The organism is Paenarthrobacter sp. 4246 (genome assembly GCF_040546855.1).
Taxonomy (GTDB): domain Bacteria; phylum Actinomycetota; class Actinomycetes; order Actinomycetales; family Micrococcaceae; genus Arthrobacter.
The window spans coordinates 47700-67937 of record NZ_JBEPOP010000002.1 but is presented as its reverse complement, the minus strand read 5'-3'; the positions used below and the strand labels follow the sequence as shown (position 1 = coordinate 67937).

Sequence of the window (20238 nt, the reverse complement as noted above, 5' to 3'; positions counted from 1 at the left end):
CCATGAGTCTTGACCAGCTGTACCAGCAGATCATCCTGGACCACTCCAAGCAGCGGCATGGCAGCGGCTTGGCTGAAACGCCAGCCCCGGAAGGGGCGTCCACCGGCCAATCACACCAGCTGAACCCGGTGTGCGGGGATGAAGTGACGCTGCGGTTGGCCGTTGCTGACGGAACCGTCCAGCAAATCAGCTGGGACGGCGCGGGCTGCTCCATTTCCATGGCCTCGGCCTCGGTACTCAGCGAACTGGGCGAGGGCATGTCCGTGGAGGAATTGCACGCTGTGATCGAGAACTTCCGCGAGGTCCTGCGGTCGCGAGGCAAAGTCCAGGCGGACCCGGAGATCCTGGGCGACGCTGCCGCTTTCGAGGGCGTTGCCCGTTACGTGGCCCGCGTGAAATGCGCCATGATCTCCTGGGTTGCTGCCGAGGACGCGCTCAACCAGGCCACCGCCTAGCCTCCCAGCAGCGCCCCCGGCCCCCGCGCGTCAGGTGCGGGCAAAGACGTCAGGCACGCCATCGCCGTCGTCGTCCCGTTCTTCGTCCGCCTTCACCTGCCGGTACCGCCGGTTACGGGCCCGGAGTACGACGGCGGCCAGCAGCGCCGAGATCAGGGAACCTGCCAGGATGGCCACCTTGGCATGGTCATTGTGGGCTGAACCTGTGCCGAAGCTCAGTTCGCCGATGAGCAGCGAGACCGTGAAACCGATGCCGGCCAGAAGCGCGAGCCCGAAGAGATCGATCCAGGCAATGCTGGAGTCGAGGCTGGCGCGGGTGGTCTTGGTGACAAGGTACGTGGTACCGAAAACGCCCACTGCCTTGCCCACTACCAACGCTGCCACGATGCCAACGGCCACGGGATCCGTGAGCGCTGCCCCCATGCCATCGAAGCCGCCCAAAGCCACGCCGGCGGAGAAGAATGCGAAGACGGGCACCGCGAAGCCTGCCGAGAACGGGCGCAGCCGGTGCTCGAAGTGCTCTGCCAGCCCTTCGGCCGGCTCTCCCTTCTTGCCGCTGGCCAGGACCGGAACGGCGAAGCCCAACAGCACTCCGGCCACAGTGGCGTGGATCCCGGAGGCGTGGACGAAGCCCCACGTGGCCAAGGCGAGAGGGATGAGCAAGTACCAGCTGCGGATCCGCTTTTGGACCAGGAACGTGAAGAGGGCCAGCGGCACCAAGGCAGCCAACAGCATGAGCGGCTGGAGCCCCGTGGAATAGAAGAACGCGATGATGCCGATGGCGATGAGGTCGTCCACCACGGCGAGGGTCAGCAGGAACGTCCGGAGAGCGGCCGGCAAGTGGGTGTTGATGACTGCCAGCACGGCCAGGGCGAAAGCGATGTCCGTGGCGGTGGGAATGGCCCAGCCCTTGAGCGTTTCAGGGGACCCGAGGTTGAACAGGACAAAGATGACGGCCGGAACCACTACGCCGCCGATCGCCGCGGCCACGGGAACAACTGCTTTCGCGGGTTTGCGGAGTTCGCCGGCCACGAACTCGCGTTTGAGCTCAAGGCCCGCCAAGAAGAAGAACACCGCCAGGAGGCCGTCCGAGGCCCAATGGCCAAGGCTCAGCTCAAGATGCCAAGGCTCGAAACCGATCTTGACGTCGCGGAATGCGAAGTAGCCGTCCGCAGCGGGTGAGTTGGCCCAGATGAGGGCCACCACCGTGGCTGTCAGGAGGAGGGCGCCGCCCACTGTCTCCGTGCGAAGGATCGAGAGGATCCTGCGGTACTCGGGGTAGCTGGAGCGCGAGAAAACTGCGCTTGAGCTGCCGGGTTGCTGAGGGGTTGCAGGGGGCTTCTGGGCCACGGGGGCTCCTTAATTGCGGGAATCAATCGGTCCAAGGGGAGCACAAAGGCTCCGCCGACCAGACTTCCCGGCACACCAATAACCATCTTACCCAACTGAGTAGCAGCACATGCTCCAATGAGGGCTCAGTGGAGCGTTTTCCGTTACTCAGTTGGGTAAGGCGAGGGCTAGGCGACGAGGCCCGCAATCCCAATGGCCGCCGTCGCGAGTCCCAGCACCATGGAGATGGTGACCAGCACAACGTGGACCGTGAGGAACTTGGTGGCCTTGCCTGCGGCATCGCGGGCGCGGGGATCCTTCATGACGCGCTTGAGGAACTGCGGCCACACCACCAGGGACCAGACCCCGGCAACGATCAGGACAACCGCGAGGATCGCGGGGATCTCCACGCTAGTGGCTTTCGAGCCAGGCCTGGGCCTGCTGTGACTGGATGTTCAGTGCTTTGCCCACCATCGGCTCCGCGGCGTCTGCGATCTTGCCACCGAGGAACGGCACCGAAGAAGACACGTTGCCTTCGAGCTCGATCCGGGTGTTGCCGCCATCAGCCACGAGGCGCTGAACGGCCGTGACGTCCAGGGGAGCACCCGAGATCTTGAGCGCGATGTTGCTGGCGCGCGAACCATCGGCGGCGGGAGCTTCCCACTGCTCGGTCTGGGTGACCTTGAGGGTTTCGCCAACGAACTTGCGGGCAATGTCCGGCAGGCGGGTGGTAGGCAGGGTGCGGACGGTGGTGGTGCTGAAGGCACCGGCGGGGTCGCCGTCGATCGTGAACGATTCCAGGGAGCCGCCCACCAGTTCGCTCGTGTGACGCAGGAAATCTTCGTTGACAAATACGGCAGCAACGCGGTCAACGCTGTGCGGCAGGGTGGTGGATGCGCTCAGGGCCATGGGTCCTCCGTGAATGGTGGTGGTGAAGCTTTTTAGCTCCCAACATCCTACGGGGTCTCGCTGGCCACCCCTGAACCGGCGGTCTCGGCCGAGCTTTGCTGGAGGGTGAGGGCCGCTGCCGAGATGTTGCGGGCCATGGACGGGAAGATAAAGCCGTGGAACGGGTAGACACCCAGCCAGTAGAGCCGCCCGGCCAGGCCACGCGGGAAGAAAATGGCGCGCTGCTTGTAAAGGCTGCCGTCACCGTCGGGTTCTACCGCCAACTCCAGCCATGCACCTCCCGGTGCCCGCATCTCGGCCCGCAAGCGCAGCAGGTGCCCGCGGTCAATGGCCTCCACCCGCCACCAATCCACTACCTCGCCGGTGTTCAGCGTCTTGGGGTGCCGGCGACCCCGCAGCAATCCTGCGCCACCCTGGAGCTTGTCCAGCCACCCGCGGATCCGCCAGGCCAAAGGCAGCGAGTACCAGCCGTTCTTGCCGCCGATGCCCTCGATGATGGTCCAGACATGCTCTGGCTTCGCTTCACTGTGGAAGGTCCGTTCGTCCAGGAACACTTTGTAACCGGCCCAGTCGGGGTCGCTGGGAAGCGGATCGGCATCGATGCCGGCGTTGGCCCAGGTGGTCTCCACCTGCCCGTCCCGTTCCTTGCCGAGCGCCAAGGCGACGGCGCGGCGGTAGGGCGTCAGGCCGCCGTCGGGCTGCGGGAAGTAACTGTCGACGTCGTGCTCCCGCGAGACCGCGTCATGCTGCAGCGACTGTACCAACGGCAGGGACATGGACAAAGGAATGGGGGTCACCAGGGCAACCCACAAACCGGCAAGCTTCGGTGCAGGCACGGGGAGCGCGATGACCAGCCGGCGGGGGAGCCCACGCTCCACGGCGTACTCGTTCATCATCTCCTTGTACTTCAGGACGTCCCGCGACCCAATGTCGAAGGAGCGGTTCACTTTCTCCGGCAGCGCAGCGGCAGCTACGAGGTAATGCAGGACGTCACGGACCGCGATGGCCTCAACCCGGTTGCCAACCCAACTTGGCGCGGGCATCACCGGAAGGGTTTCGGCGAGGTGCCGGATCATCTCGAACGACGCCGACCCGGAACCAATCACCACACCGGCCTGGAACACGATCGCGTCTACCGGTGAATCAAGGAACACCTTTCCCACGGTCTCGCGGGAACGCATGTGAACGGAAAGTTCCTCGTTCTCCGGGTGCAGCCCGCCGAGGTAGACGATCCTGTCCACGCCGGCCTCGGCTGCGGCTTCTGCCACGAGCCGGGCCATGGCTTTCTCCTTGGCTTCGAATCCGCTGCCGGACGCCATGGAATGGACCAGGCAATACAAGACGTCCACGCCAGCCAGGGCCTCGGTGAGGCCGTCGGCGTCGGACAGGCTGTTCTCGATGATCTCCACGCGGTCATGCCAAGGAACATCGGCGATCTTCTGTGGCGTGCGGACCAGGACTTTGACCCTATGGCCGGCCTCGAGGAGCCGGGGGACCAGGCGGCCGCCGATGTACCCGGTGGCACCGGTCACCAGTACGGTCTTGGTGTCCTGCGGGGTGTTGGAATGGGTGGCTTCCGAAGGCTGCAAAGGAACTCCTGGGGCTGGGGGTAGAGGTAGGCTGGAATGACCCGGCGTTCATCTGAATTTCCGGGCATTTGTGTTGCCTGCCCTTGGACCCACCCTAGGAGTTTCTGTCATGAGCCTCAACGGTCTGCGCCGCGCATTGGCGGAGGACAAGACTTTCGCGCGCGTCCGAACGGAAGCTCAGCGGCCCTTCAGCGACCGCAACACCGACTACCAGATCAGCGCGCCCACGGGCATGCGGGCTGTGCTGCTCGCGGAAATGGCCGACGCGCTTGCTGATGCCGGTGCTGGTGCCGATGGCGCTGGCACTCCCGTGGTCCTCGCCGTCACCGCTACTGGCCGCGAAGCCGAAGACCTCACTGCCGCTCTGGCCTCCTATCTTCCCGCCGAGTCCGTGGCGGCCTTCCCCAGCTGGGAAACCCTCCCGCACGAGCGGCTGTCGCCGCGCTCGGACACCGTAGGCCGCCGCCTATCCGTCTTGCGCCGCCTGACCCACCCGGAAACCTCGACGGCGGCTCCGTTGCGCGTAGTGGTGGCTCCTGTTCGCGCCGTGGTCCAGCCCCTCGTGGCCGGGCTAGGGGACTTGGTTCCGGTGACCCTGCAGGTGGGGCAGGAACGCTCGTTCACGGAGGTAGTCCGTGCGCTGTCCGATGCCGCGTATGCCCGTGTGGACATGGTGACGCACCGTGGCGAATTCGCCGTCCGTGGCGGCATTCTTGACGTTTTCCCGCCCACCGAGGACCACCCCATCCGCGTCGAATTCTTCGGCGATGAAGTGGACCAGATGCGCTGGTTCGCCGTAGCCGACCAGCGCTCGCTGTCCGCCCCCGGCATCCACCACCCCACGGCACTCCATGCCCCGCCGTGCCGCGAAATCCTGATCACGCCGTCCGTGATGTCCCGCGCGTCGAAGCTGAAGGCGGACATGCCGGCAGCTGCGGACATGCTGGAAAAGATCGCCGGCGGCATCGCCGTTGAAGGCATGGAATCGCTGGCGCCCGTGCTGGTGGACGCCATGGTTCCGTTCGTGGATCAGCTCCCGCCCGGGTCCTTGTCTGTCGTCATCGAACCAGAGAAGGTGCGCACCCGCGCGCACGATCTCGCTGCCACCAACGAGGAATTCCTGGAAGCCGCCTGGTCAACAGCGTCCGACGGCGGTGCGGCGCCCCTTGACCTGTCGTCCCAGGCCTCCACGGACCTGCATGCCGCCAGTTTCCGGTCCCTCACCGACACCCGCTCGGCTGCCCTGGCACACGACGTCTCCTGGTGGTCCATCACCTCATTGGCAACTGACGAGGACCTGGTCCTGGACATCGACGTCCTGAACATGCGTGCCCGTGAACCTCGAGGCTACCAAGGTGAAGTGGCGGAGATGCTGGAGTTCATCGGCTCCCGTGTCCGCGAGCAATGGCGGGTGGTGGTGGTGACCGATGGTCCCGGGCCTGCCCAACGCCTCGCAGAGCTGTTCCACGATGCCGACATTCCCTGTTCCCGCGTTGAGTCGCTGGAGAAGGATCCGCAGCCAGGCATCATCGAGGTGACCACTGCCGCCGTCGGACGTGGTTTTGTCCTGGACGGCCTCAAGCTGGGCCTGTTGACCGAAGCCGACCTGCTGGGTCGCGCGACGGCCAGTTCCACCAAGGACATGCGCCGCATGCCGTCCAAGCGCCGCAACGCCGTGGACCCGTTGCAATTGCACGCCGGCGATTTTGTGGTGCACGAGCAGCACGGCATCGGTCGGTTCGTGGAGCTGATACAGCGCAAGGTGACAGGTACGTCGTCGTCCGATGCCGGGCTGCGCGAGTACCTCGTGCTGGAGTACGCGCCCTCCAAACGCGGCGCTCCGGGGGACAGGCTCTTTGTGCCCACCGACCAGCTGGACCAGGTGACCCGCTACGTCGGCGGAGACACCCCCGCGTTGAGCAAAATGGGCGGTGCCGACTGGGCAAGTACCAAGTCCAAGGCCCGCAAGGCCGTCAAGGAAATCGCCGGTGAGCTGATCCGGCTGTACTCCGCCCGCATGGCATCCCGCGGACATGCCTTCGCCCCCGATACCCCGTGGCAGCGCGAACTCGAGGAAGCCTTCCCGTATGTGGAGACGCCCGACCAGTTGACCACCATCAACGAGGTCAAGGCGGACATGGAACGGGAGATTCCCATGGACCGGCTGGTGTCCGGTGACGTGGGCTACGGCAAAACGGAAATCGCCGTCCGTGCAGCGTTCAAGGCCGTTCAGGATGGCAAGCAAGTAGCTGTGCTGGTGCCCACCACGCTGTTGGCGCAGCAACACTATGAAACCTTCACGGAGCGCTTTTCCGGGTTCCCGTTGCGCGTGAAGCCGATGTCCCGCTTCCAGAGCACCAAAGAAGCCAAGGAAACGGCCGAGGGCGTCAAGAGCGGGGCCGTGGACGTAGTGATCGGTACGCACCGGCTGCTGTCCAAGGACTTCGAGTTCAAGGATCTGGGTTTGGTGATCGTGGACGAAGAACAGCGCTTCGGTGTGGAGCACAAGGAAGCGCTCAAGAAGATGCGCACCAACGTTGATGTACTGGCGATGAGTGCAACGCCGATTCCCCGCACCCTTGAAATGTCCCTCACCGGTATCCGGGAAACATCCACCCTGGCCACGCCGCCTGAGGAACGGCACCCCGTGTTGACCTACGTGGGGCCGTACACGAACAAGCAGACCTCCGCAGCGATCCGTCGCGAACTCATGCGCGAGGGACAGGTGTTCTTCGTTCACAACCGGGTTTCCTCGATCGAGCGCATTGCAGCACAAATCCGCGAACTGGTTCCGGAAGCCCGCGTGGAAGTTGCACACGGCCAGATGTCCGAAAGCCGCCTCGAGAAGATCATCGTGGACTTCTGGGAGAAGCGGTTCGACGTCCTGGTCTGCACCACCATCATTGAGACGGGCCTGGACATTTCCAACGCCAACACCCTGATTGTGGATGGCGCGGACAAGTACGGCCTCTCGCAACTCCACCAGCTCCGTGGACGTGTCGGCCGTGGCCGTGAACGTGCCTACGCCTACTTCCTGTACCCCTCCGAGAAGCCATTGGGAGAGGTAGCGCTGGAACGCCTCAAAGCCGTGGCAGCGCACAACGAACTCGGGGCCGGGATGCAGCTGGCCATGAAGGATCTGGAAATTCGTGGCGCCGGCAATCTCTTGGGCGGGGAGCAGTCGGGCCACATCCAAGGCGTCGGTTTTGACCTCTACATTCGCCTGGTGGGCGAAGCTGTGGCCGAGTACCGCGGCGAGGCCGAGGAAAAGGCGGCGGAAATGAAGATTGAACTGCCCGTCAATGCCCACCTTCCGCACGACTACGTGCCAGGGGAAAGGTTGCGCCTGGAGGCCTACCGCAAGCTGGCCGCGGCCATCACATACGAAGCGATAGACGAAGTCCTGGCCGAACTGGTGGACCGTTATGGTGAGCCCCCGCTGCCTGCCCAGAACCTCATTGCCGTGGCGCGCTTCCGGGTGGGAGCCCGCGAAGCCGGCCTGTCCGACGTCGCGCTCCAAGGCAACTTCATCCGCTTCTCGCCGGCGCAACTGCCCGAATCCAAAACCATGCGCCTGAACCGCATGTACCCGGGCTCCCAAGTGAAGCCTGCGCTGGACTCCGTGCTGATTCCCAAGCCCAAGACGGCCAGGATCGGCGGACGCGACCTCCAGGATGCCGAAATCCTGCAGTGGGCCAACACCGTCATTGAAGCAATTTTCACCGACGTACCCGTGAAGGCTGGCTAACTGAATGATGGGAGGACATCACGCCGCGTCGGGAGCCGCGGCGTGGATAGCTATTGCCTCAACCGGACCGTATGCCCTGGGTTGGTACCCGTTGGATTCCACCGGGATCCTGATCGGCGCCATGGCGACGGCGGGAACTGCTTTGGTGGTCGACTGGGACCACCGCCACAGCACCATCGCTAACTCCCTGCCGCCGTTGTCCAACATGATTGCGGTAGGAATCGAGAAGGCCAGCGGCGGGCACCGCCAAGGGACGCATTCCCTCTTAGGGGCCTCGGCGTTTGTTGTGCTGGCAGCAATGGCCGCGCAGTTCCAGATGGTGACGCCCATGGGGAAGCTGTCCGTGGGCGCGGGGCTGCTGTGCATGTTCATGATCAACCTGGCGGCCAAGGCGTTGAACCTGTTTCCGAAGTCAGGCTGGATTACCAACTGGCTGTTCGCGTTGGTCATGGCCGGCCTGGTGACCTGGTTTGCGCCGGATCAGTGGGGTTGGTTGCCGCTGTCCATGCTTACCGGCGTAGTGGTGCACATTGTGGGGGACATGATCACTGTCGGCGGGGTTCCACTTTTATGGCCAATTGTCATCAAGCCACCAAAATTCCTGCGCAAATCGCTGATCAGCGGAATTTGGCGCTCCAACGGGGCCTTCTCCATTCCACTGCTGGGGCGGGCTGGTTCCCGACGTGAGTGGCTGGTCCTGATTCCTGTCAGCGGTTATGCCATGGTGGGTATGGGCGCCGCGGCATGGACACTGGCGCAACAACACTGGCCCGGCGTTCTGGCAGCATTGGGCGGTGTGATCCAGTTACCGTGACGGCCTGACGGGATCGCCGGCCTGCAACTGGCCAAAAAAGAAAGCGGCCCAGGCATAACCTGGGCCGCTTCGCTGTAACTTTGGGGTTTAGCTTTCGCCGGCGGAATCAGAACGGCCAAGAATGGTCTGCGGGATCCAAAAAGCCAACGCGAACAGGCCCAGGCAAACGGCCATCGGCCACGGGTTGTCCAAGCTCAGGAAGGACAGCGAGTAGATGGAGCCCAGGAAGAGCACGATCATGACCACGAACAGCACAATGCTGGTGCCCAGGTTGTTCTCGCGTTCAATGGGGGCGCTTGTTGCGTTCTTGGACATTCGTTCCTCCTCGGCCCCGCGGGGCTCAAAATTCTCTGGCAGTTGCGGAAGCCTCAGTAGGCGGATGAACCCTGTTCACCCTTGACGATGGCAATTCCGGAACTTGCTCCGATACGTGTTGCACCAGCAGCAATCATAGCCTGTGCATCGGCGAGGGAGCGCACTCCACCGGAGGCTTTGACCCCGAGGTCCGGTCCGACGGTCTTGCGCATCAAAGCGACGTCCTCAACTGTTGCACCTCCGCCGTTGAAGCCGGTGGAGGTCTTCACGAAGTCCGCACCCGCTTCCACGGCCGCTTCGCATGCGATGACCTTCTGTTCGTCGGTCAACATGGACGTCTCGATGATGACCTTCAGGATGGCCTCACCGGCGTGGACCGTCTCGGCTACGGCCTTGATGTCGTCCACCAGGGCACCCTTGTCATTGGCCCGGGCAGAGGCCATGTTGATCACCATGTCGATCTCGTCAGCACCATCGAGCACTGCTCCGCGGGCCTCAAAAGACTTAACGTCGCTGGGCGTGGCGCCCAGCGGGAATCCGATGACCGAACACGTCAGCACGCCGGAACCTTTGAGGGCCTTGGTGACGGTCTTGACCCAGACCGGGTTCACGCAGACGGACTTGAACCGGTATTCGATGGCCTCGGCGCAGACCTTGAGGACGTCTGCTTCACTGGCCTCCGGCTTCAGCAATGTGTGGTCGATGTAGGAGGCGATGTTCGCCGGGGCGACGGCTTGGTTGCTCATGGGATCCTTCCGTGCAGGGCGTGGCCGGCCCGGTGGCCGCAGGGTTGTCACTGCCCGTCAAAGGACCATCTTGCCACATGGGCTGCCTACTGCAGGGAGGGCCTGGGTGCCGTGGAATACGGCAGGCAGGGCGGGCTAAGCCGCCATCGGGACCTGCTGATCAGAGCTGCCCCGTGTTCCCAACAGCATGCCGGATGCGCACAACATCGCAGAAGACTCAGCGGAAAGAAGCAGGCCAAGGCGGAGGCCATCGCACGAAGCGGCGTCGCCGATCGCCCAGATGCCTGGGACTGAGGTGGCGAGGTCGCGCCCCACGGAAATGCCGCCGTCGGACGCCACCGCCAAGCCGGCGCTTCCGGCGAGGTCGTTACGGGCGGTGCGTTCCTCCGCGATGACCACGAGGTCGCCCTTCATGCTGCTGCCATCCTCGAACAGGATGCCAGTTGCCGGCAGGTTGGAGCCCGGCATTCCCGCGGCAGTTGAAGCAGCAGAAGCAACGGGAGTGGGGTCGGCAATCACCGCGGTAGGGCGAAGGGTGGTGCGGACGGGACGGACGCCACGGGCTCGGAGCACGGCCTCTGCCTGGCCCGCGGAAGGCCCACTGCCCACCAGGATTCCGAGGGGACGGCGGCCCACCATCCTCGTGACCTCCTTGACGGCTTCACCGATGGTGGCGGCGTCGTCGATGGTGGAGTAGCTCAGGCCGGATTCGGCTCCGGCTACGGGCGGGAGGGAAGGCGCAGAACCGGTGGCGATGACCAACTGGTCGTAGGAGAATTCCAGGCCGTCCACGGTGGTGACTATTTTGGCGTCGGAGTCGATGAAGCTGGCCGGCTGCCCGAAGCGGACCGAAACCTGGGGGAGCTCGGCGAGTTCCAGCAAAGCGTCCGGGCACTCGTCGCGGTTACTGAGGACGGTGATGGTTCCGTCGAAAGCACGTTGCCTGGAGTCTGACCTTCCCGCAAGCCGCCGCACCAATGCCTGGGCCGCTGGGCCTGCGCCTGCGATGACGATGTGGAGGGAGGTTGCGGACGGGGTGGCGGACATGTTTGGCCCTTTCGCTCAGATGACCTGCTGTTGATCTTCAGCGTAGGCGGCCGGTTTTTCGCGGGTGTTTCCCCGCTGTTGCCATCTTGGGCGGATCTGAAGCGTGGTGTTTACCGGCCGGTAATAACGTGCGTCACATTGGGCCTGCCGCTGGCGTCAGTATCGGCGCAGGAGCTCGCGGAAACCGTTCCCCGCGAAGCCTGCCACCGCGCCCGCGCGGTCCACGAATCCGTGGGCGCCCACGGGTTCAACGGACGCCAGAAAGCCGGCAGCATCGGCCAGGCTCATGGTCAGATCGGTCGCCAGTCCACCCACTTCAAGCCGGGCACGCCGCGAATCCGCCCAGGCGTCCGGCCCCGGGTCATCGCGCAACGTGCGGGCCACCACAAGACTTTGCCACCCGCCGTCGACCCTGATGCGGGCACGGTAGGTGACGTCGTCGCCGTGGGTCTCTACGCGCCCGCCCGCCAGGAATGCCCGCCCGAACCGGGAGTGTTCCAGATAGCCGCTGAGCTGCGGCGCTTCGTCCCCGGGATCGGAGGGAAGGACCACTGTGGCCTTGAACGTCACGGGCGATCCGTCCAGGTCGCCCCGGAGGGTGTCGTTGACGCGGACCCCCGGTGGAGGCTCTGTCATCGCCGTGCAGTTCGCATCCTTGGCCAATCCGGCGTCAGTCATCGAACCGAGGTAGGCGCGGGCGTCCCGGTAGCCCATGCCGATCAGCGTATCGGCGTCGATCCTGCCCAGATAGAACTCCGGATCCAAAGGAAGGGGATGCCGGGGACGGACTACGTGCAGCACAAACTCGCGTCCAGCAGCCTTGGCAGCATCGAAATCAGCCAGGAGGGCGCCCATGGCACTCATCTCGATCATGTGCACGTACTGTTCCAGCGGTCCGTCGCCCCAGTAAGGCGTATTTCCGATGCACCAGACCAGCCACACTTCGTCGGCCCCACGCCGCAGTGCTTCGGCCACATTGGCGTCCCTGATCCAGACGGCATCGGTCCAGACTTTTCCGTCCCGGCGCAGAGGCGTCAGGAAGATTGGAAGTGACATGCCAGCAGCCATGAGCCCGGCATCAATGTCCGTGGCGTCTATGGCGTGGCAGCGCTTCTCGGTGAACTCCACCACGTTGAAGGAACCCTCGACGGCGTCCGGTTCCGCTGCGTGGGCCCGGATAGTGGCGTCATTGATACCCAAGGTGGGGAAGACCTTGCTGAGGATACCGTCGGCGTCGCCAACGGCAGGCAACGACCACGGACCCTTGAGATAGTCGCCCACGGGCAGTGCTGAGCCGAAGTCCTTCACGTCGACGCCCGACCACCGGGCACACATCTCATCCGGCGAGACGCCGGAGAGAATCATGCCGGCGGTGAGGATCCCGCCGGAGGTGCCGTCGACGTGCTGGAATTCCAGGCCTTCCTCGGCGAGGGCCTTCACCACTCCGGCCTGCCACGCCACCCGCATGCCGCCGCCGGCGAGGACCAGTGAGCGTTTTGCCGTGTGTTTCATCCCGCCAGCCCGGAGTTGGGAGGCGCGGCGCTGAGACGGCGCCAATGGATGTAGAGGAGAATCGCGGTTGCGAGGTCAAAGAAGGCCACCATCAGGGCAATGGGCGCGAAGACACCGTTGAGGACGCCGATGCCCACGGCCCCGAAAGCGCCGGTTTTCTGGAGCCCGGACCACAGCACCACCTCGGGGGAGGGAACAGCGTTGAGCAGGGTATGGAGGAGCAGTCCACCGACCACCACCATGAACATTCCCACGGTGCCGAACAGTTGGCGGGTTTCAGGTGTGGAGTCCGCGCCGATCAGTTGCAGGACTTGCCCACCAAACGGGACCTGCACGGCTCCGGTCAGGACCGTGATGACGGCGATGGCCGCGAGCACGGCGCGGAGGGGATCGGCCACGGCCCAGGCAATGGTGCCGGGCGGGTGCGTCTTCCGGGGCTGGCGTCCGGAGCGTGCCGGCTGGTGCGCGGTCACGCGTAGGACTCCAGCAGCCGGCCACGGTCCACCAACAGCCAGACCATGGCGGCCCAGGTCAGGGTGGAGACGTAGAAACGGATGTCATTGAGCATCATCCAGCGTTTGAGCAGCAACCTGAGCTCGGCATCGTCCGCGAAATCGCCGCCACGGATCCGGACGTTGATGGGGATGATGATCCCTTGGCCCACCCAGGTCAGGACGATGATTCCCAGCAGGCAAATGACGGCGGGGATTACTCGGACGGTGCCCCATTCAGACCAGACAAGGATGCCGCCGGAGATGAACATGATGGGCACCACGATGGTGAAGAACTTGGTGGCCGCCCGGGTGGGGATGCCGAAGTGCATGTCCACGTTGTCGCGGGCCAACGATTCCCAGGTGGGGTAGAGGAAGAACTTGAGCACCCACATAGTGCCCACGTACATGGTGGCCCCGAAGAGAAAGTAGAGGGCATTGAGCAGGAGGAGCCAGTTCACTGGGCACCGCCACGGGGGTCCGCGCTTGCCCCGGCAGCGCCCGGGACCCGGCTCCGGTCCGGCGGAGCCAGCCATTCCTGCCCTTGGCCCAGGTCCACCACGCTGTCCATCATGTCCCCGCCGCGAAGGGCCACGGCCTCGAGCTGGGTGGGAGCCGTGAGGAACCACGCTTCGTAGTGGTCATCCAGGACTCCGTGGGCTTGGGGCAGCCAGGCAGTGAACACCGGTTTGCTCTCTACTTGCAGGTCCTTTAGAGGCTCGACGCCGGGCGCGTCACCGAGGATGAGCCGCGCCTTGGCTTGGGCGCCGAGGGCGATGTCCCCGGTGGCTTCGAAGTAGATATCCGATTTCCAGAGCATGTTCCGGAAGACGCAGTAGTTGGACGCGTCAAGTTTGAGGGGAAGCTGGGTTGCGCCCGGGGCCGCGGGCCTTTCGATTTCGATGTAGCAACCCAACTGGCCGTCCTTGTCGTACTGGGCTGACACGGTGGAGTCGGTGACCACGAAGTCCAGGTTGGCCTGGTGCTTGGGCATGCCCCAAATTCCCTTGCCCCCTTTCACGGAGACTTCGGTACTGACGGGCAGGTCCACCACGAACTGGCCCAGCTTGAACGTCTTTTGGAAAAGCAGCGGGAGGATGGGCGGGGCAGGCCTGCTGCCGTGGGTGATGGCGATGGCCAGGGAGTACTCGATGTACTTGCCGATGTCCGTGGATTTGTAGTTGACCACTGTCACCACCAGCAGCCCTTTGCCGCCGAGGGTGAACGGCCGCATTTCCGAACCGGGGAGTGCAGCGGCGGCTGCCCGCTTGTTGATGGGGAAGGCCGCCATCAGCACCGGCGAGTCATCGGAATTGACGGGCATGGTGTATTTGATTCCGTCCGCGAACGCATGCTGCCCGCGAAGCCGTTCCTGCCTCCGTGGAACAGGTGAGGGCAGGAGCTTGAGTAAGGGTGCGGCCAGTTCGGTGAGGTTTTTCATGGCTTCGACTCCGGGGCTCGGTTCAGTTCGTCGACGATGATGGGGAAGGTGTCCTGCCAGGCGTGGTCGCCGAAGAAAACGTCCAAATGGCCGTAGCCAGGGATGAGGTGGAGTGAATCCTTCCCGGGGCGGTGCTTCTGGAAAAATTCGAAGGTGCGTTGCTGGCTTTCGGGCAGGAAGCACAGGTTGTCCATGCCGGCGATCAAGGCGAACCTCGCATCGGTCTGAGGGGCTTTGGCCACCAGGTTGTCCGGCAATTCCGGATGGTTGCCGGCGGCCACCATGTGCCCGGCTTTGATGCTGCGGCCCATTTCCTCGAAGAACGTCACGGGCACCTCGGCGAACTCGCCGGCGAGCCATCGGTGGGTGGCGTCGTCGAGGTTCTCATGGGACCAGAGTGCGGGGCGGCCGCTGCCGTAGGTGAAGCTGACCATCTTGCAGACGGTGTTGTCGCATTCATGGTGGGTGGCTTTGACCAGGCCCCGGATGGCCCGGGTGAAGTAGCCCTGGGACTTGTACCCCCATGCAGGCGACAGGTACGGCGTGAAGGCTTTGACCACGGGCGTGAGGTAGTTGATTTTCAGCTGCGAGAACGCCGGCACGACCGGATGCAGGGACACCGCGTTGGACACGATGGTGTCCACCTGCGGCAGCAGCCCCGCCACGGCCGACATCGTGAACGACGTAGAGCCCTGGCAGTGGATCACGGCTTTCATGGTCTCCGCACCGGTAGCGTTCAGGACGTGCTCGACCGCAGCCGGATGGTCATACACGGCGGCGTCGGCAAGCGTCCAGGACAACGGATCAAGGTCGATCGATGCCCGCCAGTTCAGCATCCAAACATCCCAGCCGTCTTCCAGGAGGACATCGACGATTGTGGTGCGGACCGGTGGCCTGAACAGTTCAGCCCGCACTCCGGAACCGTGAACCAGGATCACCGGCCCTTTGATTGCTTCAAGGGGTGAGGTGACGTGGACCAGGCTCAAGGGCGTGTTGTCCCGGGCACGGAGAGGAATGACCTCGGTCCTGTGCTCGGCACGGGTGATGATCATGGGGTGTTTCCCTTCCGTGCGATGGTGATGGGTTCTTCAAGCAGCCGCACGGCAGGCAGACCTGTCAGCGGCACTAGCCGCGCGCCGTCGTCGTTCGTTGCCAGTTGCCAATCGCGGCAGACGGTGTCCACCATCAACGGGTAGACGGTGAGGTTGGCATCCGGCGAGAGGTGGATGCGGAGGAAGCCTTTGTGGTCCTCGATCGCCTGGCCGGACATCTTCCACGAGGCAACCTCGCCGCTGGGCGTCGCCAGGACGTACAGGGCGAAGGCCTCGCTGCCCAGCGCCCACCCGCCCAGATGTACCAAGGCAAGCACCAGAAGCAGGATCACCACGTCCGGCCAGTTCTCCGGCCAAGGAACCAGGATCACGACGGCGGTACTCACCGCGAGCGCGGACAGTTGGTACAGGGAACCGCGGGCGAAAACGACAATGCCCGCCTGGGCCACGCCCATCGAACGCGCGAGCAACGAGGCAATCGCCAGGAGGAGAGGCCCTGCAAGGAGCAGGACAATGACGAGTACCGGGGTGTCTCCGCGGCTCAGGCTGCGCAGGCTGTCCACGAAGGCTTCCCCGCGAAAGGCGCTGAAGACCGTCCACAGCGCCAGGGCGGCCACCACGTGCATGATGCCCAGCGATATTCCGAAGCCGGGGTTGCGGATGGGGAGCCAGAACTGCGAGAAGGGGTTGGCCAGTTGCGGGCCGAGCAGGCGGGAGTTCCCTTGGCCGGGGAAGGTGGTGGGGGTGCGGGTGAAGATGCGGCCTGTGCCCGTCTGTGGTGTGCCTCCTTGTTGTGAGTGCCGGAGGCTGGACGATTCACCGGGAGCGGCCGACGCGGCAGGCAGGGTGAGATGTTCCGGCAGTCCGTGGGTATCCGAGAGGTAGGCGCCGCCCAGCCCGCAGGTGATCATCTGGGTCCTGCCTGGGTCCGCGGTCTGGTGCTGGTTTTGGGAAGGGGAGTCCTCATAGCGGGAGTAGTGGTGGAGGTCTCCGGTGAGCCAGAGCCTGACGCTGGCACCTGTGGCGTCGAACAGGCCCGTTTCAGGGTTGAAGCGGCGGCGCAGGTAGTCCTGCTCGAAGAAGTTCACCTGCCGGAATTCACCCCACCCTGGCTGGGTGGCATCAACCCAGAACGGAGCGGCGACGCAGAGGATGATCGCATCGCCGGGCTGCAGTTGCAGAGTAACGTTCCGGTAGAAATAGTCCAGTTGAGGTTCGTCGATGTACTGCCCCAGTTGGCTGTCCAAGCCCAGCAACCACCAGCCGGGGGTGCCGTTCCGGCCCGGTCCGGGAGGGGTTCCGGTCAGCCGGACGGCAAAGTAGCTCCTGGTTTGGATGGTCCGCCAGCTTCCGATGCTCCGCTGCCTGGTGAACACCCGGATGAACGAGGTGAGGCCGTCGTACCAATCGTGGTTGCCGGGAAGCGCCAGCATGACCGGAGGCGGGTTGTGGGGCCCGGTGTGCGCGGCTTCGGCGCGTCTTGGGGTGCGGAGCGGGCCTCGCAACTCGGGTGGGAATGCCGTCCGGTACGGGCCCGCCATCCGGTTCTCGTACGCCGCCGGGGAGGCCACCGGGTAGACCTCGTCCCCGCCAAGGACCAGCACCCTGCCGCGGGGCAGTTCATGCCCGTCCACCGTCAGCGTGTCCTGGGCCAGCAAGGAGGCCACCGTGTAGGTGGCATCGAAGCCATCGCCGAGGTCGGCCGTGAAGTCGAGCCACATTTCCGTCGCTGCCGGAGCCGCGGCGCGCCCATCCTCGAGGTCGGCAGGTGAGGGAAGCCCGCGGCTGCTGACAACGGGCTGCGCCGGTTGGCCCGGGACAGGAAGTTTGTCCAAGCGCAGGGGGTCCGCAGGAAAGCTGCCCTCAAGCTCGCGCTTATCGCCAAAATCGGCAAAGACTGTGGCCGCCGCGACCTTCAACGCGGTTCTTGCCAAGGACATGGGCGAGAGCCAACGAACCGCCGTCTGGGGTGTGAAGCCCAGTACGGCGTGGTGTTTCGCGAGCTCCCGGCTTTTCATTGCTTTGACGTGAACGGGAAGGGGACGCGTCTGAGACCCTGCCCGTAGACCTGCCAGAGTTCGCCAGCGAACAGTTTGCCGAAGGTCACCAAGCCTGCGGCTGGAGCCGGTCCTTCGGCCCGGAACGTGGTGAGTTGTTTGGCGAAGTCCAGAGGCCGGATATAGAGGATGCCGGCGCCAACTACGCCTGCTTGGACAGCGCCGCTTGCAGCAGGCTGTTCGGGGTGCGGCGGCACAATGTCCGGCGTCCCTGGATCGGGTGGCACAGCATCCGGCGGCACATGGCCACGGAGGATGGTGGCGTACAGGGTGGTGGTATCCGCCCAGAGGTCGAAACCTGCCTCGTTATGGATCAGTTTGTGCCCGGTGAACGTGAACGGCGTGCCGCCCGGGTCCCGCAGCCACAACCGGTAGAGCATGCGCCTGGCTGGTGCCCCGTCGTCGGATGCGTCCGGAACAAAAAGATTGAACCAGCCCCGCTCTACCGGCATCCGGCCACCGAAGTAGTCCGCCAGCACGTAGCCCTCGGCCTTGGCCGGGTGGTTCGGATCGGTCGCGAACGCCTCCATGTCCTGGGCGGTAATGGTCAGCTCGAACATGATCTTCCGGCTGCGGTCCCGGCCCAGGCTCCACCCCTTTTCCGGATCGGCGATGCCTGGACTGAACCAACCGTGCATCTGCTCGGTGAACCGTACGGAGGTGGTCTCCTGATCGGGGGCGACGGGAGCGCCAGGCCTGCCGAGCCCGCGGCTTCGCGCCTGAGGCACCTCAGACACTGCGCTCGCAGGCTGTTCCTCTGGTGCCGCCTTTCCCTTGGTTGCGTCCGGCGCCAACGCGCGCGGAGCGGATGCACCGACGTCGACGACGGCACCAGCTGCATCCCGCTCAGCGCCCACCTTTTCGCTGGGCCCGCCGGAGCCCTCCGCATCTTCCGGACGGATGCCCCGGTGGCCGGCCTTGTCCGCGTTCTCGATGATGTGGGCGCAGGTACGCTCTGCGAACGCCGCGATGGTCAGGGATGGGTTGGCGCCCACCGGACCGGGCATCGCGGCTCCATCAACCACGAATAATCCCGGGTATCCGAACACTTCGCCATACGAGTCGCAGACTGCTTCCCCCGGATGACGGCCGGAGGGGGCTCCTCCGATGGGGTGAACCGTGATGACGCGCTTGGCCCACCACAGGGGGTTGTCAATGAAGTCCCCGTCCAAGTCCTTGGAAATCGACTCCATGGTTTCGCGGACGCGGCCGAAATACTCCTTGGACGTTGCCATGGTCCAGGCGATGGCCAGCCTCCCGTCGCGAAGGGTCATGACACCGTCGGGAATGTCCCTTCCCATTCCCAGCAGAGGCACCGAACTGGACGACAATCGGCCGTCGCCCAATGCTGCGGCGAGGTCGGCGGATACGTTGGAGCGGCCGGCGTCGAACAGCCTGTCCTTGAGCAGTTGTCCTGCCACTTTCACCGTCCGTTTCATGGTGGTGCGCAGCTGGGCTGTTTCCATGAGCCAGTTCATGAAGGCCGGATACCCGGCATCCTCCACGTAGTAGCCGCGACCATCGCCGTCGTCGTCGTTCGAATCGGGGACCCTGATGGCTGTGGTGATTACCGGGCCCCGACTGCCGGCCAACGTGCGGACGCCCGGCCGTGAGCCGTTGGCAGGGGGAGTTTTGGCGCCCATGACGAACGTCAAAAGGTCGCCGTTGCCGCTGAAACGGGCGCCCAGGGTGTCGCTGAGCGCCGGGAGGGAGCCGTGGTTGCGGAGCAGGAGGAAGTTGGTGCCGAACGTGCCGGCACCCAGGACGAGCCGGCGGCAATGGATGATGCGTTCCGTGAGGAGTTCGCCTTGGCGATCCGGGTGATGCACCACATAGCGGACTTCATAGCCCCCGCCCTGCGTTCCGGAGCTTAAGGGCCGGATACCGCGGACGTCGTGGAACGTCCTGACATCGGCGCCCTTGTAGGACGCCGCTGAGATGTAGTTATGGTCCAGCGTATTCTTGGCGCCGGCGTTGCACCCGATGTCGCATTCACCGCTGAGCGTGCAGGTGGTCCGCACCGTGGTGGGACCATGGATGCTGCCGTAGCCGGGCAGGGGCAAAGCATGATTGGTCCGCGGCTCCGTGTCAGGCGCCGCTGAGAACGTGACCGCAATGGGAGGGCGGGTGATGGACAGTCCCAGATTCGCGGCGGACTTCTCCATGGCCAGGGTCTTCGCGGTGTCCTTGTAGGGATACGGGACAGGCTGCAGCATGGCTTCGGCGGCATCGTAATAAGGATCAAGGTCAGCCCGGGTGAAAGGCCAGTTCTCGTAACCACCGCCGGGAATGGGGGATTCGTTGACGAACCACTTCTCGTCCTTGCGCAGGAGGACATTGGCATAGATGAGTGAGCCGCCGCCCAACCCGCTGGACACCAGTCCCTCCGTGCCGCGGAACGTCCAGGCATCAAAGAGTCCGTACAAGCCGCGGTCCGGATCCCAGAAGTTCCGGCCCATCTCCGACGGCGAGCGCGCGAAGCTGCCCGGCGGGTACGGTTTGCCGCGTTCCATGAGCACAACGGACTGTCCGGCCTCGGCGAGTCGAAGCGCCGCAACGGAGCCTCCAAAGCCGGAGCCCACCACCACTGCGTCGACTTTTTCGATGCCGCTGCCGCGGTGGCGTGGCGGATCAGACGCGGGCTCAGACCCCGCATCCCCACTGTTCCCGGTCCCCAGACGACCCATGGCCGTTCCTCTCAGAGGAGAGCTGACTACATAGCTGCAGCTGACG

Annotated in this window: 17 protein-coding genes; 3 read left to right on the top strand and 14 right to left on the bottom strand. The window is 64.6% G+C overall.

All coding sequences use genetic code 11. The features are described from left to right. Positions 1–2 precede the first annotated feature (2 nt). The gene (gene sufU / locus ABIE35_RS03075) at positions 3–455 is read left to right on the top strand and encodes a Fe-S cluster assembly sulfur transfer protein SufU (RefSeq protein WP_354512405.1); all 453 of its coding nucleotides are present in this window, start codon (positions 3–5) and stop codon (positions 453–455) included. Positions 456–485: 30 nt separating this feature from the next. Here sufU and nhaA read toward each other — a convergent pair whose 3' ends face one another. The 4 genes from nhaA to ABIE35_RS03055 form a co-directional block, all read right to left on the bottom strand. Further along, a complete protein-coding gene (gene nhaA / locus ABIE35_RS03070; protein WP_354512404.1) occupies positions 486–1805 on the bottom strand; it encodes a Na+/H+ antiporter NhaA in 1320 nt (439 codons plus the stop codon). Positions 1806–1972: 167 nt separating this feature from the next. After that, positions 1973–2194 (bottom strand): SCO4848 family membrane protein, encoded by a 222-nt coding sequence (locus tag ABIE35_RS03065; RefSeq protein WP_089594213.1) that lies wholly within the window; start codon positions 2192–2194, stop codon positions 1973–1975. Between the two features lies 1 nt (position 2195). Continuing rightward, complete coding sequence (locus ABIE35_RS03060; RefSeq protein WP_310201612.1) at positions 2196–2693, bottom strand: DUF2505 domain-containing protein; 498 nt, start codon at positions 2691–2693, stop codon at positions 2196–2198. A 47-nt stretch (positions 2694–2740) separates the two neighbouring features. Beyond that, positions 2741–4282 (bottom strand): SDR family oxidoreductase, encoded by a 1542-nt coding sequence (locus tag ABIE35_RS03055; protein WP_354512403.1) that lies wholly within the window; start codon positions 4280–4282, stop codon positions 2741–2743. Between the two features lie 109 nt (positions 4283–4391). On the opposite strand from ABIE35_RS03055, the gene mfd reads away from it, so the two are divergent. Continuing rightward, the gene (mfd, locus tag ABIE35_RS03050) at positions 4392–8030 is read left to right on the top strand and encodes a transcription-repair coupling factor (protein WP_354512402.1); all 3639 of its coding nucleotides are present in this window, start codon (positions 4392–4394) and stop codon (positions 8028–8030) included. 4 nt (positions 8031–8034) lie between these two features. Then, positions 8035–8844 (top strand): metal-dependent hydrolase, encoded by an 810-nt coding sequence (locus ABIE35_RS03045; protein ID WP_354512401.1) that lies wholly within the window; start codon positions 8035–8037, stop codon positions 8842–8844. 87 nt (positions 8845–8931) lie between these two features. Here ABIE35_RS03045 and ABIE35_RS03040 read toward each other — a convergent pair whose 3' ends face one another. The 10 genes from ABIE35_RS03040 to ABIE35_RS02995 all read right to left on the bottom strand — a co-directional run bounded on the left by ABIE35_RS03040 (position 8932) and on the right by ABIE35_RS02995 (position 20192). Next, positions 8932–9159, bottom strand: a complete 228-nt coding sequence (locus tag ABIE35_RS03040) for a hypothetical protein (RefSeq protein WP_089594218.1) — start codon at positions 9157–9159, stop codon at positions 8932–8934. Between the two features lie 53 nt (positions 9160–9212). Continuing rightward, on the bottom strand, positions 9213–9905 hold the full coding sequence (deoC, locus tag ABIE35_RS03035) for a deoxyribose-phosphate aldolase (RefSeq protein WP_354512400.1): 693 nt from the start codon (positions 9903–9905) through the stop codon (positions 9213–9215). Positions 9906–10040: 135 nt separating this feature from the next. Further along, a complete protein-coding gene (locus ABIE35_RS03030) occupies positions 10041–10952 on the bottom strand; it encodes an FAD-dependent oxidoreductase (RefSeq protein ID WP_354512399.1) in 912 nt (303 codons plus the stop codon). Between the two features lie 156 nt (positions 10953–11108). Continuing rightward, entirely contained in the window at positions 11109–12464 is a 1356-nt protein-coding gene (locus ABIE35_RS03025; RefSeq protein WP_354512398.1) for a patatin-like phospholipase family protein, read from the bottom strand. Beyond that, complete coding sequence (locus tag ABIE35_RS03020; protein ID WP_354512397.1) at positions 12461–12937, bottom strand: hypothetical protein; 477 nt, start codon at positions 12935–12937, stop codon at positions 12461–12463. The genes ABIE35_RS03025 and ABIE35_RS03020 overlap by 4 nt, the downstream gene beginning before the upstream one ends. Beyond that, positions 12934–13416 carry a hypothetical protein gene (locus tag ABIE35_RS03015; protein ID WP_354512396.1) on the bottom strand — a complete coding sequence of 161 codons (483 nt, stop codon included), beginning with the start codon at positions 13414–13416 and terminating at the stop codon, positions 12934–12936. The genes ABIE35_RS03020 and ABIE35_RS03015 overlap by 4 nt, the downstream gene beginning before the upstream one ends. Then, positions 13413–14396: an acetoacetate decarboxylase family protein gene (locus tag ABIE35_RS03010; protein WP_354512395.1), complete on the bottom strand. Its 984-nt coding sequence runs from the start codon at positions 14394–14396 to the stop codon at positions 13413–13415. Before ABIE35_RS03010 ends, ABIE35_RS03015 begins: the two co-directional genes overlap by 4 nt. Beyond that, on the bottom strand, positions 14393–15448 hold the full coding sequence (locus ABIE35_RS03005; protein WP_354512394.1) for an alpha/beta fold hydrolase: 1056 nt from the start codon (positions 15446–15448) through the stop codon (positions 14393–14395). The genes ABIE35_RS03010 and ABIE35_RS03005 overlap by 4 nt, the downstream gene beginning before the upstream one ends. Next, positions 15445–17388 carry a hypothetical protein gene (locus tag ABIE35_RS03000; protein ID WP_354512393.1) on the bottom strand — a complete coding sequence of 648 codons (1944 nt, stop codon included), beginning with the start codon at positions 17386–17388 and terminating at the stop codon, positions 15445–15447. The genes ABIE35_RS03005 and ABIE35_RS03000 overlap by 4 nt, the downstream gene beginning before the upstream one ends. A 74-nt stretch (positions 17389–17462) precedes the next feature. After that, entirely contained in the window at positions 17463–20192 is a 2730-nt protein-coding gene (locus tag ABIE35_RS02995; RefSeq protein ID WP_354512392.1) for a GMC oxidoreductase, read from the bottom strand. Positions 20193–20238: the final 46 nt, after the last annotated feature.